Raw genomic sequence first — 15,997 nt, forward strand, 5'->3', positions numbered from 1 at the left:
ATCCGGCCGCGGCTATTCCGGTTGATAATAAAGGTAAAATCCATCCGCACCATCCGGAGAATCCCATTGTACAGCGCTCAAAAATACATGCTCATTGTCAGAATAAACAAACCCCGGCTTTAAAACAAGAGAGAGACTGCCTTCTTTGGGGTCAAGGACAGAGGGCAGTACAACGTACTGATTCTTGTTTCTGCTTATGAACCCCTGCCCCTTGGCGAACAGTGTGCCCTGGGCCTTCAAAACTGCCGCCGGGACCTCTCCTGTTACCTTATCCACGGGTTTTCTCAGCCGCCTTGCGCTGATCTGAGGGTTGGCTACCTCTTCAGGGGTATCAAGCTTACTCCGCATAACAATGTCACCGCTGCGCAAATCCATGGGGTCGGTCCTGATCCTGGATTTGTATACGCGTAAATCATATACGTATGAGTTGGAAGGGAACTGCCCGGTTTGCGACTGCGCCCCTATCCAGATATTGTTAAAAAACCCTGCTTCGCCCCACCTTCCTTCGGCGCTGCCCACCTCTACATTATTGATAAACATGCGTATGCTCTTGCTGCCCGGCAGCCGGGCGGTATTTGAATAAGAAATACTGACCTCCAGATTCTGGTTAGGGTCAAATGACGCGGGCCACTCTACCTTACGGCCCTTTAGCGAGCCATTCTCATATACCACAAACACAAGCCTGCCCCGTTCCGCTCCGATTTGTGCCGGCATATCCAGAGGATATATATGAGTGGCGTCTGTGAGTATCGGCTCTGCCGGGCCTATGGCGCCTGCCAGGTCTTTGATGGTATCCCTTGCCTGCGCGAGATACACGGCTCTTCGAGAAGGACCTTGCGGCACCAACAGCTTCTCATCCTCCATCCTTTGCCTGAGCACCCGCACGTGATCATCCACCGCCTCTCGCGCCCCTCTGTGGTAATGGAGGTCTACAAGACGATCTGAGTCCGCGTCGACGTATGGCTGTTTAAAAGGACAGACGGGTATCTCGCCTTCAAAGTTAACCGCCTGCAACAACTCCTGTATGCCGGGCCATTTGCCTTGCCGCTTGAACATGCTGAACCACGCCTCATTGATCCTGTAAATGTTCTGCGCGCACCTGTCGGCATCGTTTATGGCTGCCCGCTTAATGCCTCTGGCCTGTATCATCACCGTGGAGAACCTGCCTATGGTCAGTATCCTCGCGGGCTGCCAGCCGTCGAGAGGCTCGATCCCATGGTGCCTTAAAACAGATATGTAGTCGGCATCTTTGGGTTCGGGCGGAAGGTCTTTATCATACCCGGCCGCCTTAACGATCATCTCGGCAAACTCGCTTTCGCTGATCCTGCTGAACTCATCCTGCGCCGACACACCGTAAGAAAACAGTAACTGCAAAACCAGAATCAAAATACCTGTCTTCATATCGCACCGCCATCCTTTCTAAAAACGCGCTTCAGATACGCGAGCCATCTGCCGACCCTGAAGCTCCATAGTCCTTCGCGTTCTGTTTTGTTTATGAAACTTATGTAATCCAAAACATCCTTGCGGTCATCTTCGCCTATTTCTAAAAACCTCGCGCCGACATCAAACAGGTCGGTGCCCTTGACAGGCCTCGCCCAGACGGTCTTCAGGCGCGCCTTTATTGACTTGCCGAACACCGGCATATTAATTTCTATCTCAAGATTTTGCCCGATGGTGAGAGGATCTTTAACGCGGAGCAGGAGCCCGTCTAAGCTGATGTTGCGAGACACAGAGGCAACCGGCATTGTTGACTCGGATGCCCCCTGAGGCCTGTATTTGACAAGGAAATAGATCGGCGTGCGGGGAAACTGCCTTTTATTCTGCTTTTTCATATCATACCTTAATCTCTTATTCTATTGATAGTTATATTGTTTGTCAATTTATATTATGAATAAAACGCCTTGTTTCTCGTCTGTCGGTCGCGGTTGCGCCGCTCGTATCGTTTTACGTTATACGCATAACGTAACCAGCCGCGCAACCGTCCAACGTTAGACGAGTTTTAAATTTCTGCTTGCAAATAACAACATCTTTGTTATAATGGTGATGTTTTCAAAAACAACGGGGATTTTTACGTATCGTATGGCGGTTCTTGTTTATTTTCCCCTGTTAATAATCTGTGGATTCTGTGGATAATTTATAACGATATGGGCACTTCTCCCCTTGTAGCAGCCTGGGAACAGGCAAGACAGATAATTAAGCATAATATAGGCCAATCCGCGTTTGACACCTGGCTTGAACCCTTACAGGCGAAGTCAAAAGACAAAACGTTGATTACGTTAGAGGCCCCGGACGTCTTTTTTAAAGAATGGGTGTCCCAGCGCTATCTCGGGATAATCAAGGATTCTCTCGTAAAAATCTGTGGATATCCTGTTACTGTTGAGTTACAGGCCGGCGCCGGCACATCCGGCGCGCCGGCGCCATCTGGCGGCTACGCGCATAATACATATGCCTCGGAATTAAAAAATGCCGCGGGCCCTGCCGTGAACATCGTAACCGCGCTCAATCCTAAATACACATTTGATAACTTTATAGTCGGAAGCGCCAACAGGTTCGCGCACGCCGCGTCTATGGCTGTGGCGGAAAGCCCGGCCAAATCCTACAACCCTTTATTTATATATGGAGGGGTAGGTTTGGGGAAAACCCATCTTATGCAGGCGATATGCCACTTCGCGTTAAAGAAATACCCCGCCATAAAGATCTGCTACCTTCCATCGGAACGTTTCACCAACGAGCTTATAGACGCGATACAGCACCGTTCTACGCAGCAATTCAGGCACAAATACCGCGGGGCGGATATATTGGTAATAGACGATATCCATTTTATAGCGGGCAAGGAGTCCACGCAAGAGGAGTTTTTCCACACGTTTAATACCTTATACGACGCGCACAAACAGATAATCATCTCTTCCGACAGGCCGCCCAAAGAAATAGCCGGCCTCGAAGAAAGGCTGGTATCGCGGTTCAGTTGGGGCCTGATCACGGATATCCAAATGCCGGATTTTGAAACGCGGGTGGCGATACTGAAAAAAAAGATAGAACGCGAGCCGGTCAACGTCCCCGACGACGTTATATTCTTTATAGCGGAATTTATAACAACCAATATCAGAGAGTTGGAGGGGGCGCTGATAAGGGTTGTCGCGTACTCTCTGTTAGAGGAAAAACCTATTACACTCCAACAGGCCAAAGAGGTCCTCGGGGATACCATTAAAAACAACAAAAAATCCATCACGGTCGAGGGTATTCAAAAAATGGTTGCCGACAACTTCGGGATATCCCTGTTGGACATAAAGACAAGAAGGCGCAATAAAAACATTGTTTTCCCCAGACAGGTAGCGATGTATATAAGCAGGGAATTGACCGAGTTTTCTCTTCCGGAAATAGGTGAGTTTTTTGGGGGAAAAGACCACACGACCGTATTACACGCTTACAATAAGATCAAAGAACATATTAACAGAGATGCCGACCTGCGCGGTAAAATACAAAAACTTATTAAAGATATCACACAATAAATCCAAAGGATATGCAAAGCATATACAAGGCGCCACGATGGCTTAATCTTTGAATTATTATAGGGTTGCGTACTTATTACAGTAACGCAACCCTATTACTACTAATACGTTTATTCTTTAAAATAATATTAATCATATTCAAACATTGGGGACGCGGGGATAACAAGGAGATAATCGATGAAATTTAAAACCCAGAAGCAAGGCCTGCTCAACGGTACATCTATAGTGCAAAACGCGATCAATCCAAGGGGCGCGTTGCCTATCTTATCTAATATATTATTGGAGGATTATCAAAAAACACTAAGGTTGATCTCCACCGATCTGGATATTTGCGTGAGTTATTCCCTGGTAGTGGATTCGCAGGAGGATGGCGCTATAACCGTTCCCGCCAAAAGGTTTTTTGATATTATACGAGAGCTACCCGAAGGAGAGGTGTCTGTAACCACCAAAAAAAACAATATGGTAACAATCGAATCCCAAAACTGCCTGTTTAAAATAATGGGGCTGCCGAAAGAGGATTTTCCAAAACTGCCCGAATTCAAAGATAAAGAGGCGATCAAGATCGAGCAAGGGGTTTTAAAAGAGATGTTCGCCTTGACATCTTTTGCCGTTTCTCATGATGAAGCAAGGTATATTCTGAACGGTATTTTAATGAAGATCAAAAAGAACGCTTTGACGCTGGTTGCTACCGATGGGCGGCGCCTGGCTATAATTGAAAGAAAGATCGATTTTAACAGCACCAAAGAAACACAAGCGATCATACCCCTGAAAACAATCCAGGAGTTATTGAGAAATCTTAATGAAGAAAAGGAATTGTCTTTAGTGATGACCCATAACCAGGCACTCTTTGATATGGGCCAGACAACGGTGATCTCCCGGTTGATCGAGGGGGAATTCCCTGATTATCAACAGGTTGTCCCGGCTCCGGCAGAAGACAAGATAATTGTGGACAGGGAGCCGTTTTTATTAGCGGTAAAACGCGCGTCATTATTAGCCACTCCTGATTATCAGGCGGTAAAAATGGAGGTGTTTAAAAACAGAATGATCCTTTCCAAGTCTACTCCCGACATAGGAGAATCCAGGGAGGAGGTAGAGGTGGAGTATCAGGGTAAAGAAATGGTTATAGGTTTTAATCCATCCTTTTTAGTGGATGCCCTGAAGAACCTCAAGATAGAAAAGGTCTGTTTTGAGATCGCGGGAGCGGATAAGCCGGGGGTAATAAGGACGGACAACAACTATATATATGTTGTTTTGCCGATGCGCCTCAGTTAGCCGGGCGCCTGCTTAGCATGCAGCAGATCAAAGATACGGTTAAAAAGATAGTCGGGGAGATCGGCAGCAGGCGTTCGGGTAATGAATGCGTGGCGCGGGCTTTTGAAAAGGCCTTTTCCAGGCCGGAAAAAAAGCACTTGAGATTTATCGGTTGCAAAAATAAAATATGTGTGGTAAATGTAGATACTTCGGGATGGCTGTATCATTTAAGCTTGAAGAAAGAAAGGGTGAGGAAGCTGATCAATGAAGAACTCGGTGGTAAGGGCGGCTCATCGGCGGTAGATGATATAAGGTTCCGCATCGGAGAGGTATAGATAAGAGGTATTTATGGCGAAGAAAAAAGAAAAACAAGGAGCGCCGCAAGCCCCGGATAAATCCAGGGCGTACGACGCGACCAATATACAGGTGTTGGAAGGCGTAGAGGCCGTACGGCGCAGGCCGGCGATGTATATAGGGGATACCTCTACCAGGGGGTTGCACCATCTGGTTTATGAGGTAGTGGATAACTCTGTGGATGAGGCGCTGGTAGGGTTTTGCGACACTATAGAAGTAGAGATCCATCCTGACAACAGCGTCAGCGTTACCGATAACGGCCGCGGCATTCCCGTGGATATGCATAAAACCGAGAAGAAGCCCGCCGTAGAAGTGGCCCTGACCACGCTTCATGCCGGCGGTAAATTTGACCACCGTGTGTACAAAGTGTCCGGCGGCTTGCACGGCGTGGGCGTCAGCTGCGTTAACGCGCTTTCTGACTGGCTTGAGGTAGAAATAAAGAGGGACGGCAAGGTTTATCACCAGCGTTACGAGCGCGGCAAGACCGCCTCCAAATTAACGGTTATAGGCAAGAGTAACGCCACGGGCACAAAGGTAACCTTTAAGCCAGACCGTACCATATTCAACAAAACGGAATATTCCTACGACATCCTCGCCCAGCGCCTTAGAGAATTGGCCTTTTTAAATAAGGGCTTGAAAATCAAATTAATTGACGAGCGTACAGAGAAAGAGGCGGTCTTTGAATTTGCCGGCGGGATAGTTTCTTTTGTGGAGTATCTGAATAAAAACAAAACCCCCCTGCACCATAAGGTGATCTATTTCCAGAAGACGCAGGATAATGTCGAGTTGGAGGGGGCCCTGCAGTATAACGACGGCTACGCGGAGACCCTGTTTTCTTTCGCCAATAACATTAATACCATTGAGGGCGGCACGCATTTATCGGGCTTTAAATCCGCGCTCACGCGGGCGATAAATCAGTATGCCAAAGGTAAGAATTTAATCAAGGGCGATGAAATCGCTATTTCCGGGGAGGACGCGCGGGAAGGCTTAACCGCGGTGATAAGCGTGAAGGTGCCCAACCCGCAGTTCGAAGGCCAGACCAAGACAAAGCTGGGCAATTCCGAGGTAGAAGGGCTGGTCGCCTCGACGAGCCTGGATGCCCTGTCCGGTTATTTTGAAGAAAATCCCTCGGTCGCGAATAAGATCGTGGATAAGGTGATCGTCGCTTCCCGGGCGCGCGAGGCCGCGCGTAAGGCCCGGGAGCTGACCCGTAGAAAAGGGGCGCTTGAGGGGGCGGGGCTGCCGGGAAAATTAGCGGACTGCTCAGAAAGGGACGCGGCCCTGTGTGAATTATATGTTGTGGAAGGCGATTCGGCCGGAGGCAGCGCCAAACAGGGCAGGGATAGAAGATTCCAGGCGATCCTGCCTATCAAAGGAAAGATCCTGAATGTGGAGAAGGCGCGCCTGGATAAAATTTTGTCCAACGAAGAGATCCGCACGATCATCACCGCGCTGGGCACAGGGGTGGGCGAGGAGTTTGACCTGGCCAGGCTGCGTTACCACAAGATAATTCTTATGGCCGATGCCGATGTTGACGGCTCTCACATCCGCACGCTTTTACTTACACTGCTTTATCGTCACATGCACAAGCTGGTAGAAGGGGGGTATGTCTATATCGCTCAGCCGCCGCTTTATAAAATAAAACGCGGCCAGCGTGAAGAGTATATTCAGACCGAGCAGCAAATGAGCGAGATGTTGTTGGACCTGGGCAGAGAAGGCCACCGATTTGTTGTCTTAAAAGATAAAAAGGAATTTCCGGATAATCAGTTTAAGGAGGCCTTGAAATCCCTCTCAGAATTAGAAAAAATAGGGAAAAATTTAGAGAAAAAGGGAGTTGATTTTGCCAAATACCTCAATTTTAGACATCCAAAGACCAAAAAATTGCCTATTTATAGGGTTAAAGTGGAGGGGAAGGACCATTTTATTTATTCTGACAGAGAATTAGGGGATTTTACAGCCAAGGAAGGCAAGGATAAAGAGTGCGATGTCTTGGAACTCTTTGAAGCGCAAGAGGTTGAAGAGGTTATCCGTAAAATAGAAAAATCAGGCCTGGATATTACCACGTATAGCCCAATTCCTTTGGAAAAACAAGCGGCCGTAGTAAAAAAGGGGGACGAGAAAAAGCCCAGGCCGTTGTATCGTATCGCCAATGAGAAAGAATCAAAGGACCTGTTTGCCTTAAAAGACGCGCTGGTTTATATTAAAGAAGTTGCCGCTAAGGGCATGCATATTCAACGCTACAAGGGTTTGGGAGAAATGAACCCCCAGCAGCTTTGGGATACTACTATGGATCCCGAAAAGCGCACTATTTTGCAGGTCACACTGGAAGACGCGGTTGAGGCGGACAAGATGTTCACGGTTTTGATGGGTGATCAGGTTGAGCCGCGCAGAGAATTCATTGAGACATACGCGCATCAGGTGAAGAATCTGGACATTTAAACTATGTATACCCGCAACGAAAAGATAATACCGGTTTATATTGAAGACGAGGTCAAGGATTCGTATCTGAATTACGCGATGAGCGTGATCGTCGGCCGCGCCCTTCCCGACGTGCGCGACGGCTTAAAGCCGGTGCATCGCAGGATCCTTTACGCGATGCAGGAGCTGGGGCTTGAGCACAACAGGTCCTATAAAAAATGCGCCCGTATCGTCGGAGAGGTCCTGGGCAAGTATCATCCTCACGGCGACGTGGCGGTGTATGACGCGTTAGTGAGGATGGCGCAGGATTTTTCCTTACGCTATCCTTTAGTGGACGGCCAGGGCAACTTCGGCTCTGTTGACGGCGACGCGGCGGCGGCGATGCGTTATACCGAGGCGAGGCTGGCCGGCATCGCGCAGGAAATACTGGCGGACATCGACAAGGACACCGTAAACTTCGGACCGAACTTCGACGCTTCTTTGCAGGAGCCGCTTCTTTTGCCCGCGGCGCTGCCGAATCTTTTGATCAACGGTTCCAGCGGCATAGCCGTAGGCATGGCCACGAATATACCGCCGCATAATTTGAAAGAAGTGGCGGACGCCATAATCTACCTTTTAGATAATCCCGCGGCAGAGATCAAAGACCTGATGCGCTATGTCAAAGGGCCGGACTTTCCTACGGGCGCGATCATTTGCGGCCGGCAGGGGATCAAAGACGCCTATATGACAGGCAAGGGCAAAGTCCTGGTGCGCGCGCGGGCTACGGTAGAACATCAGAAAAACGGTAAAGATCTGATCGCTGTCAGCGAGATCCCTTATCAGGTGCAGAAATCTTCCCTGATCGAAGCCATAGCCGGGCTTGTGGACGACAAAAAGATCGAAGGTATTTCCGATATCCGTGATGAGTCCGACAAGGAAGGTATGCGCATAGTCGTGGAACTCAAACGCGATGCCGAGCCGCAGATCATCTTAAACCAGCTGTATAAGCATACACAGTTAGAGGTGACCTTCGGTATAATCATGCTCGCGCTCGTGGATAACCGGCCGCGGGTCCTCAATCTGCGCCAGATACTCGAGGCCTATATTACGCACCGCAAGATAATCATCCGCAGGCGCACGCAGTTTGAACTGGACAAGGCGCTCAAACGCGCGCACATCCTGGAGGGGCTGAAGATCGCCCTCAAGTTTATAGACCGCATTATTAAGGCGATCAAGACCTCAAAGAATACCGAAGAGGCGAAGCATCGCCTGATGAAAGAATTCGGGCTCTCCGAGATCCAGTCCCAGGCGATCCTGGAGATGCAGCTGCAGCGCCTGACCGCCCTGGAACGCGATAAGATCGACGCCGAATACGCGGAATTACTCAAGAAGATCGAATTGTGCAGGGCCATCCTCGCCTCCGAGAAAAAGATAGAAGGCATTATTAAAGAAGAATTGGAAGGGCTTAAGAAAAAATACGCCGACCCCAGGCGCACGGATATCGTGGGGGAAGTAGAGGAGCTGGAGGTGGAGGACCTGATCGCCGAGGAGGACGTAGTCGTAACCATAAGCCACGGCGGCTATATAAAGCGGCTTCCGGTAAGCGCCTACCGCAAACAAAAGCGCGGGGGCAGAGGCGTTACGGGCGCCGAGGTTAAAGAAGAGGATTTTATTGAGCATCTTTTTGTGGCGTCCACAAAGGACTATCTGCTTATTTTTACCGATAAAGGCCAGGTGCATTGGCAGAAGGTATATGAGATCCCCCAGGCGGGCCGGGCATCAAAAGGCAAGGCCATAGTGAACCTTCTGCAGGTAGAACCGGGAGCAAAAATAAGCTCTACCATACCTATTAAGGAATTCTCCGCGGACAAGTATCTGGTCATGGTCACAAAGCAAGGCCAGGTCAAGAAGACAAAATTGGACGCTTACAGCAACCCGCGCAAAGGCGGCATCATCGGCATCACCCTTGATAAAGGCGATGAGTTGATCGGCGTGGAATTGACCGACGGCAAACAGGAATTGCTTATCGGTACCCGCCAGGGCAAGGCCGTGCGTTTTTCCGAGGCCAATGTGCGCGATATGGGCAGGGCCGCGCACGGCGTTCGCGGCATAAAATTAGCCAAAAGCGACCAGGTCATCGCGATGGTGGTGGTGCAAAAGGGCGCTACAATATTGACCGTAACGGAATTGGGGTTTGCCAAGCGCACGCCCATAGATGAATACCGCCTGACCAGCCGCGGCGGCAAAGGGATCATCAATATGAAGATCACCGGCAAAAACGGCCCCGCGGTAAGCCTCAAAGGCGTCGGCGACAAAGACGAGCTCATGGTGATCACGGAGAACGGGATATTTTTGCGTTGCGCGGTCAAGGACATCCGCCATACGGGCAGGGCCGCGCAGGGCGTGCATTTGATAAAACTGGACGACAAGGATCGCGTTTCCTGCATCGCGCCCTTAATCAGCGAGGAAGAATAATCTCACGACCCCATCGTCTAGCCTGGTCCAGGACAAGAGCTTTTCAAGCTCTCGACGCGGGTTCAAATCCCGCTGGGGTCGCTTTTTATTATGTGCGGCATAGTCGGATATATAGGCCGGAAACAGGCAGCGCCCCTGCTTATCGAGGGGCTTAAACGGCTTGAATACAGAGGGTATGATTCAGCCGGGCTGGCGCTTTTAACGGCCAGGGATAAATTATTTATAAAGAAGCGCAAAGGAAAGATCTCCGGCCTCATTGAAGCCCTGGATAAAGAAGGTATTCCGGCATCTACCCTGGGCATTGCTCATACCAGATGGGCCACGCACGGAGCCCCCACCGAAACAAACGCCCACCCGCATACCGGCTGCGCTCCCAAAATATGCCTCGTTCATAACGGCATTATAGAAAATTACCAGGAACTCAAATCCTCACTCGCGAAACAAGGCCATAAGTTTAAATCAGAGACCGATACCGAGGTCGCGGCGCATCTTATTGAGGAGTATTATAAGGGCAGCCTTTTTGAAGCGGTAAAGCGGGCCGTTAAAAGAATAAAAGGGTCTTTTGCCTTCGGCGTTATCTGCGCGCGAGAGCCGGATATATTGGTGTGCGCCCGCCGGGACAGCCCGCTTATCGTGGGAATAGGCAGGGGCGAGAACTTCATCGCCTCCGACGCGCCCGCTATCCTAAGGCACACAAAGGACGTGATCTATCTTGAGGATGACCAGGTTGCCGAGCTCAACCGCGAGACGGTCAGGATAGCCGATGCCAGAGGCAGGGCTGTCAAGCCCAGGATCCACGCGATTAACTGGGACCTGTCCAGCGCTGAAAAAGAAGGGCTTCCTCATTTTATGTTGAAAGAAATATTTGAGCAGCCCAAGGTTTTAAAGAGGATCATCTCCAGCAGGGTCTCAAGATCAGGCCGGATAATTTTTAAAGACAGCCGCATCCCCGATAGCGAGCTCAAGGCCGTAAGAGATATAATAATCGTTGCCTGCGGTACCGCCTATCATGCCGGGCTGGTAGGAAAGTACGCGATAGAGGCGATAGCCAGGGTGCCTGTTTGGGTGGACTTGTCCAGCGAGTTCAGATATAGAGACCCCATTATTAACAAAAATACCCTGGTTATCTCTATAAGCCAGTCAGGAGAGACCGCGGACACTTTAGCGGCAGTGCGCCAGGCAAAGGCGAAAGGCGCTAAGGCATTGACTATTTGCAATGTAGTGGGCTCCTCTATTGTCCGGGAGTCGGATTGGGTCATCTATACTATGGCAGGCCCTGAAATAGGCGTTGCGTCTACCAAGGCATATACGGCGCAGATCATGACGTTGTATCTGTTGGCCATATACCTCGCGTCTTTAAAAAATAGCGTATCTGCCGGCCGCAGAGGCCAGTTGTTGAAATCACTGAAGGCGATCCCCCTGCTTTGCGAGGCTGTATTATCAGGCCACAGGCAGATAAGATCGGTCGCCAATAAGCATTCGCATTTTGGCTGCTTTCTGTTTTTGGGCAGGAATATCAATTATCCTACCGCGCTGGAGGGCGCGCTCAAGTTAAAAGAGATCTCCTACATTCCGGCCGAGGGCTATGCTGCCGGAGAAATGAAGCACGGGCCCATTGCCTTGATCGATGAATACAGGGCGGTTGTGTGCGTCGCCCCCCATTCCAGGACATATGAAAAGATGGTCTCCAACATACAGGAGATACGCAGCCGCAGGGGCCGGGTTATCGCCATATCCACCCGGGACAATGACCATATTAAAGAGCACGCGGATGAAATAATCTATATTCCCAAAACAGAGGAAATATTTTCTCCTTTACTTGCCGTTATACCCCTTCAGCTCATAGCTTATTATATAGCGGTCAACCGCAAATGCGACGTGGACCAGCCGCGCAACCTTGCTAAATCCGTAACCGTTGAATAATGCAGCATTCACAAAAAGCAATAGTGATACCTGTTTTTAACGAACGGTATACCATTGAGCCGTTGTTGAGCGGCATCATCGCCCTCGGCTTAGAGGGCCTCAATATTTTTGTTGTGGACGATGATTCTCAAGACGGGACCGCGGCAATTTTGGATGGGGTCGCCGCGGAGCATAATTGCGTAAAGGTCATTCATCGCCGCGGCAGGCGCGGCAGGGGGCTGTCCGTTAAAGCGGGATTCGCCGCCGCCTTAGAAAAGGGGTGCAGCTATATCCTGGAAATGGACGGAGATCTTTCGCACCGGGCGGAGGACATACCTCATTTTTTCCAGGCCGTAGAAAATGCCGACATAGTTGTAGGTTCGCGGCGGATCCAGGATGGGGAGGACTTGCGGAAAAATCTGGCAAGGAAGGCCCTTTCGGTATTCAGCAATTTTGTCTTGCGCAGGGCCCTGGCATTAGATATCCAAGACTGCACTTCCGGTTTCAGGTGTTTTAAAGCGGATGTCCTCAAGGGTATACCGCTGGAGCGCTTGAAATCAAGCGGCCCCATGCTGCTGGAAGAGATATTATTGGTATGTCAGCGCGATAAGAAGGCGATGCGGGAAGTCCCGATCAAGTTTTTAGACAGGAGAGGCGGCCGGTCAAAGCTGGGATTAAAGACCGTAGGGATATCGCTGCTGGATTTTTTAAGAATTAAATTCACGTATACTTAATGCTGTATATAGTTTCTACCCCCATAGGCAACCTTAAAGATATCACCCTTAGGGCTCTGGAGGTATTGAAGAGCGTTGATCTGATCGCCTGTGAAGATACCCGCCATACCGCTTTCCTCCTTAAGCATTACGACATAAAAAAGCCCACCGTAAGCTATCATTCTTACAGCAGTAAAAAGAAGACAGAGTCATTGATCCGGGAGCTCAAAGAGGGCAAAAACGTTGCCCTGGTTTCTGATGCCGGGACGCCGGGCATCAGCGATCCCGGCCACTTATTGATAAAGACGGCCATAGATAATGATATCCCGATTACGGCCGTCCCCGGCCCGGCAGCATTTTTAACCGCGCTTACCCTGTCCGGGATGAACGCCGGCCGATTTGTCTATCGCGGATTTTTAAGCCCGAAGCAGTCGCGCAGGCGCAGGCAATTAGAGGAGCTCAAGGGCCTGATAGATGATTATCCGGTTGTCCTTTATGAGTCGCCGCACAGGATATCAAAATTACTTGATGATATAGGAGTGGTATTGGGGCAGCGTGAAGTTATCTGCGTGCGCGAGGCGACAAAAAAATTTGAAGAGATATTACGAGGCAAGCCAGAGCAGTTATCGGGCCATCTGCAACAGAGACCCCCAAAAGGAGAATTCGTTCTTATCATTAGCCGATGAGAACCCGATTATGAATATTTCGGTAGTAGTCCCGGTATATAATGAAGAAGAGAATATCGGGCCCCTGTATTTTCATTTAAGGAAGGCCCTGGATAATAGCGGGGGGCTAGTTAATGATTATGAAATCATATTCGTAGATGACGGCTCCAGCGACGAGTCGCATCTCAAGATCGGCTCCCTGGGGCGTAACCGCCTGAAGACAATAAGGTTTAAGAGGAATATGGGAAAATCCGCTGCTTTGTCAGCCGGTTTTCAAAAAGCGGGATACGAGATAATTGCTACCATTGACGCCGACCTTCAATATGATCCCCGTGACATCCTGGGTATGGCGGAAAAGGTTGCCGCGGGGTATGATTGTGTCTGCGGCTGGAGACATATCAGGAGAGACGCCCCCATTAAGAAATTATCCGCGAAAATCTCCAATTACGTCCGGAGGCTTATTTTAAAAGACAATTTTCATGATATCGGATGCGCGTTGAGGGTTTTTAAAAGCAGCTGTATTCAAGGCATGGAATTTTTCCATGGATCCCATCGATTCCTCCCTTTTTTAATAGAAATGGCGGGCCATAAAGTGTTGGAATATAAGATCAGGCATTACCCGAGAATATGCGGAAAGTCAAAATACAATATAAGAAACAGGCTCTTGGGGACCATGCTTAATTTGATATATGTAATCAAAATTAAAAGGCAACGCAAAAAACCAGATGACAGCTGAATCGGCTGATAGAATACGGATGTCCGTTATTGTTATTGTCTCGAGGGGCCGGGAATTTATCACGCGCCTGCTTAATAGTATCGCTCCTTTTCTTAATGATAAGATAGAAATAGTTATAGTAAGGAATGGCGGGGGCAAAGGATCTTTGGATCCCGCCGATAGGCCACCCCATGGAAATATCAAGTATATTGAATTGCCTCAAGCATCGATCGGCAGCGCAAGAAATGAGGCCATTAGACAATCAAGGGGCGAGATCTTATATTTTTTGGATGACGATGTCATTGTGGGCCACGATATATTCCGGATTGCCCTGGATGGATTTAATGCCCGTTTAGACATAGGCGTGATAGGCGGCCCAAACCTCACTCCGCCAGGCAGCGGTTTTTTCCAAAAATGTTCGGGCATGGTGCTTGCCTCTGTATTTGGTTCTGCGCACGCCCGTTTCCGTTATAAAAAGGCCCGGAAGCAAATGCCGGCAGATGATAGTTCGCTCATAGCATGCAACTTGGCGATAAGAAGAAGCGCCCTGGATAATACCGGGCTGTTTTTTAATGAGACGGTAATACGCAACGAAGAGAATCTATTGTTAGAGGCGTTGGGGGCAATGGGCATACGCATGCTGTATGTGCCGGAGTTATTTATTTATCATGAGCGCAGAAAGAGCGCCGCAGAATTATTCCTGCAAATATTTCATTATGGATATGGCAGGGCGCAACAGGCAAGGCGCGCCCCGCGGACAACGTCGCTGCTTAATCTGCTGCCAAGCGCGCTAATCATATATATATTGTCGGTGTTGATATGCCCTAACAGCCGATTATATTATTGCCCGCTTTTGATATATATAGCATCAGGCACGATTTTCTCTTTTGGGCTGGGGATTTCCGCGAGAAACTTCGCCCATGGTTTTTGCGCATTATGGCTGTTCCCTTTTGTGCATATGGCGTATGGTTTGGGTTTTATACGCGGCATAGCGCCTAAGCCATGGATACGATAAATTTTGATTTTTATACTATCGGTGTGTCGGTGCGTTCTTCCGATCCCGTAGTCATTGATAATATCCGCAGGGATTTTTCTTATTTTCATCGCGCTGATATAGCCAGGGCCGATATAGTGCTTCAGGTATATAATGAGCCTCCCGACTATTCCGTCGTATCCAGACTAAAACCCGCCTTACGTTTTAATACAGCCGCCTGTTATGACAAGCAAAGTATCCGCTATATAGATTATCAGGGCAAGGCGTTGGCAATTTGCGATTATGATAGCGAAGAAATCAAGGTTTATTCTCAGGATGAGGATCTGCTGCATGAGATACCTTATCTTTTGTTGCATTCACGGCTGGGTGTGCTTTTAGACGGCAGGGGCCTGCATAGGATACATGCCTTAGGTTTTTCCATGGACAATAATGCTGTTCTTTGCCTCCTGCCTTCGGGCGGAGGCAAGACATGTTTGGGATTGCGCCTGCTCAGGGATCCGCGCATTAAAATACTTTCAGATGATACTCCACTGCTTACGCGCGAAGGCATGGTCCTGCCTTTTCCTATACGTATCGGGGCCTATGCCCGGGATGTGCAGGGGATACCGCAGCAATATGTGCGGGATTTTCGCAGAAGGAGGCATGGCGCGAAGAAGCTGGTTGACATAGAATATTTTCACAATAGTATTGGCAAGCCGGGTATGCTGCGTATGATATTAATAGGAAGGCGTAGGGACTCATGCGTTCCTGTGATCAGGCCGCTGCGCCGGATATCCGCTATATGGCCCTGTTTTGTCAGCGGGGCGATCGGCATCGGTCTCCCCCAGATCAAAGAGTGCATGCTTAAACCCGGCATAAGCGAGCTCCGGAAAAACGCATCCGTTATATGCAAGCGGGCCGGGGTTTTGATGAATGCTATCCGTGCCTGCGGCACGTATATATTTCATTTGAACAGCGATGGGGAAAGTAATTACGACATTCTTATGAGGTATATATCCAAAGAAATCAGGGCCATTACTTAA

General features: G+C 49.3%; 13 protein-coding genes and 1 tRNA gene. 12 read left to right on the forward strand and 2 right to left on the reverse strand.

The features are described 5' to 3' along the window. Positions 1 to 12: 12 nt before the first annotated feature. Complete coding sequence (locus tag PHR44_00695; protein ID MDD4909188.1) at positions 13 to 1,401, reverse strand: hypothetical protein; 1,389 nt, start codon at positions 1,399 to 1,401, stop codon at positions 13 to 15. Beyond that, positions 1,398 to 1,832: a PilZ domain-containing protein gene (locus PHR44_00700; GenBank protein ID MDD4909189.1), complete on the reverse strand. Its 435-nt coding sequence runs from the start codon at positions 1,830 to 1,832 to the stop codon at positions 1,398 to 1,400. Before PHR44_00700 ends, PHR44_00695 begins: the two co-directional genes overlap by 4 nt. A 312-nt stretch (positions 1,833 to 2,144) precedes the next feature. Here PHR44_00700 and dnaA point away from each other — a divergent pair, with 312 nt between their 5' ends. The 12 genes from dnaA to PHR44_00760 all read left to right on the forward strand — a co-directional run bounded on the left by dnaA (position 2,145) and on the right by PHR44_00760 (position 15,997). Then, on the forward strand, positions 2,145 to 3,509 hold the full coding sequence (dnaA, locus tag PHR44_00705) for a chromosomal replication initiator protein DnaA (protein ID MDD4909190.1): 1,365 nt from the start codon (positions 2,145 to 2,147) through the stop codon (positions 3,507 to 3,509). 177 nt (positions 3,510 to 3,686) lie between these two features. Then, positions 3,687 to 4,781: a DNA polymerase III subunit beta gene (gene dnaN, locus PHR44_00710; GenBank protein MDD4909191.1), complete on the forward strand. Its 1,095-nt coding sequence runs from the start codon at positions 3,687 to 3,689 to the stop codon at positions 4,779 to 4,781. 17 nt (positions 4,782 to 4,798) lie between these two features. Continuing rightward, positions 4,799 to 5,095, forward strand: a complete 297-nt coding sequence (locus PHR44_00715; GenBank protein ID MDD4909192.1) for a DciA family protein — start codon at positions 4,799 to 4,801, stop codon at positions 5,093 to 5,095. A 13-nt stretch (positions 5,096 to 5,108) separates the two neighbouring features. Continuing rightward, the gene (gyrB, locus tag PHR44_00720) at positions 5,109 to 7,553 is read left to right on the forward strand and encodes a DNA topoisomerase (ATP-hydrolyzing) subunit B (protein MDD4909193.1); all 2,445 of its coding nucleotides are present in this window, start codon (positions 5,109 to 5,111) and stop codon (positions 7,551 to 7,553) included. Positions 7,554 to 7,556: 3 nt separating this feature from the next. After that, entirely contained in the window at positions 7,557 to 9,986 is a 2,430-nt protein-coding gene (gyrA, locus tag PHR44_00725; protein MDD4909194.1) for a DNA gyrase subunit A, read from the forward strand. Positions 9,987 to 9,992: 6 nt separating this feature from the next. After that, positions 9,993 to 10,067: transfer RNA gene (locus PHR44_00730), tRNA-Glu, on the forward strand. Between the two features lie 9 nt (positions 10,068 to 10,076). Next, on the forward strand, positions 10,077 to 11,909 hold the full coding sequence (glmS, locus tag PHR44_00735) for a glutamine--fructose-6-phosphate transaminase (isomerizing) (GenBank protein ID MDD4909195.1): 1,833 nt from the start codon (positions 10,077 to 10,079) through the stop codon (positions 11,907 to 11,909). Continuing rightward, positions 11,909 to 12,622 carry a glycosyltransferase gene (locus tag PHR44_00740; GenBank protein ID MDD4909196.1) on the forward strand — a complete coding sequence of 238 codons (714 nt, stop codon included), beginning with the start codon at positions 11,909 to 11,911 and terminating at the stop codon, positions 12,620 to 12,622. The genes glmS and PHR44_00740 overlap by 1 nt, the downstream gene beginning before the upstream one ends. After that, the gene (rsmI, locus tag PHR44_00745) at positions 12,622 to 13,287 is read left to right on the forward strand and encodes a 16S rRNA (cytidine(1402)-2'-O)-methyltransferase (protein ID MDD4909197.1); all 666 of its coding nucleotides are present in this window, start codon (positions 12,622 to 12,624) and stop codon (positions 13,285 to 13,287) included. Before PHR44_00740 ends, rsmI begins: the two co-directional genes overlap by 1 nt. A 10-nt stretch (positions 13,288 to 13,297) precedes the next feature. Next, entirely contained in the window at positions 13,298 to 14,002 is a 705-nt protein-coding gene (locus tag PHR44_00750) for a glycosyltransferase family 2 protein (GenBank protein MDD4909198.1), read from the forward strand. A gap of 19 nt (positions 14,003 to 14,021) precedes the next feature. After that, a complete protein-coding gene (locus tag PHR44_00755; protein MDD4909199.1) occupies positions 14,022 to 14,996 on the forward strand; it encodes a glycosyltransferase in 975 nt (324 codons plus the stop codon). Beyond that, the gene (locus PHR44_00760) at positions 14,984 to 15,997 is read left to right on the forward strand and encodes a hypothetical protein (protein MDD4909200.1); all 1,014 of its coding nucleotides are present in this window, start codon (positions 14,984 to 14,986) and stop codon (positions 15,995 to 15,997) included. Before PHR44_00755 ends, PHR44_00760 begins: the two co-directional genes overlap by 13 nt.

The organism is Candidatus Omnitrophota bacterium (genome assembly GCA_028707125.1).
Lineage (GTDB): Bacteria > Omnitrophota > Gorgyraeia > Gygaellales > JAQTUX01 > JAQTUX01.

What these genes read in the sequence shown, in the direction of transcription:
- PHR44_00695 (MDD4909188.1), bottom strand. Translation starts at nt 1,401, where the DNA reads ATGAAGACAGGTATTTTGATTCTGGTTTTGCAGTTACTGTTTTCTTAC.
- PHR44_00700 (MDD4909189.1), bottom strand. Translation starts at nt 1,832, where the DNA reads ATGAAAAAGCAGAATAAAAGGCAGTTTCCCCGCACGCCGATCTATTTC.
- dnaA (MDD4909190.1), top strand. Translation starts at nt 2,145, where the DNA reads ATGGGCACTTCTCCCCTTGTAGCAGCCTGGGAACAGGCAAGACAGATA.
- dnaN (MDD4909191.1), top strand. Translation starts at nt 3,687, where the DNA reads ATGAAATTTAAAACCCAGAAGCAAGGCCTGCTCAACGGTACATCTATA.
- PHR44_00715 (MDD4909192.1), top strand. Translation starts at nt 4,799, where the DNA reads ATGCAGCAGATCAAAGATACGGTTAAAAAGATAGTCGGGGAGATCGGC.
- gyrB (MDD4909193.1), top strand. Translation starts at nt 5,109, where the DNA reads ATGGCGAAGAAAAAAGAAAAACAAGGAGCGCCGCAAGCCCCGGATAAA.
- gyrA (MDD4909194.1), top strand. Translation starts at nt 7,557, where the DNA reads ATGTATACCCGCAACGAAAAGATAATACCGGTTTATATTGAAGACGAG.
- glmS (MDD4909195.1), top strand. Translation starts at nt 10,077, where the DNA reads ATGTGCGGCATAGTCGGATATATAGGCCGGAAACAGGCAGCGCCCCTG.
- PHR44_00740 (MDD4909196.1), top strand. Translation starts at nt 11,909, where the DNA reads ATGCAGCATTCACAAAAAGCAATAGTGATACCTGTTTTTAACGAACGG.
- rsmI (MDD4909197.1), top strand. Translation starts at nt 12,622, where the DNA reads ATGCTGTATATAGTTTCTACCCCCATAGGCAACCTTAAAGATATCACC.
- PHR44_00750 (MDD4909198.1), top strand. Translation starts at nt 13,298, where the DNA reads ATGAATATTTCGGTAGTAGTCCCGGTATATAATGAAGAAGAGAATATC.
- PHR44_00755 (MDD4909199.1), top strand. Translation starts at nt 14,022, where the DNA reads ATGTCCGTTATTGTTATTGTCTCGAGGGGCCGGGAATTTATCACGCGC.
- PHR44_00760 (MDD4909200.1), top strand. Translation starts at nt 14,984, where the DNA reads ATGGATACGATAAATTTTGATTTTTATACTATCGGTGTGTCGGTGCGT.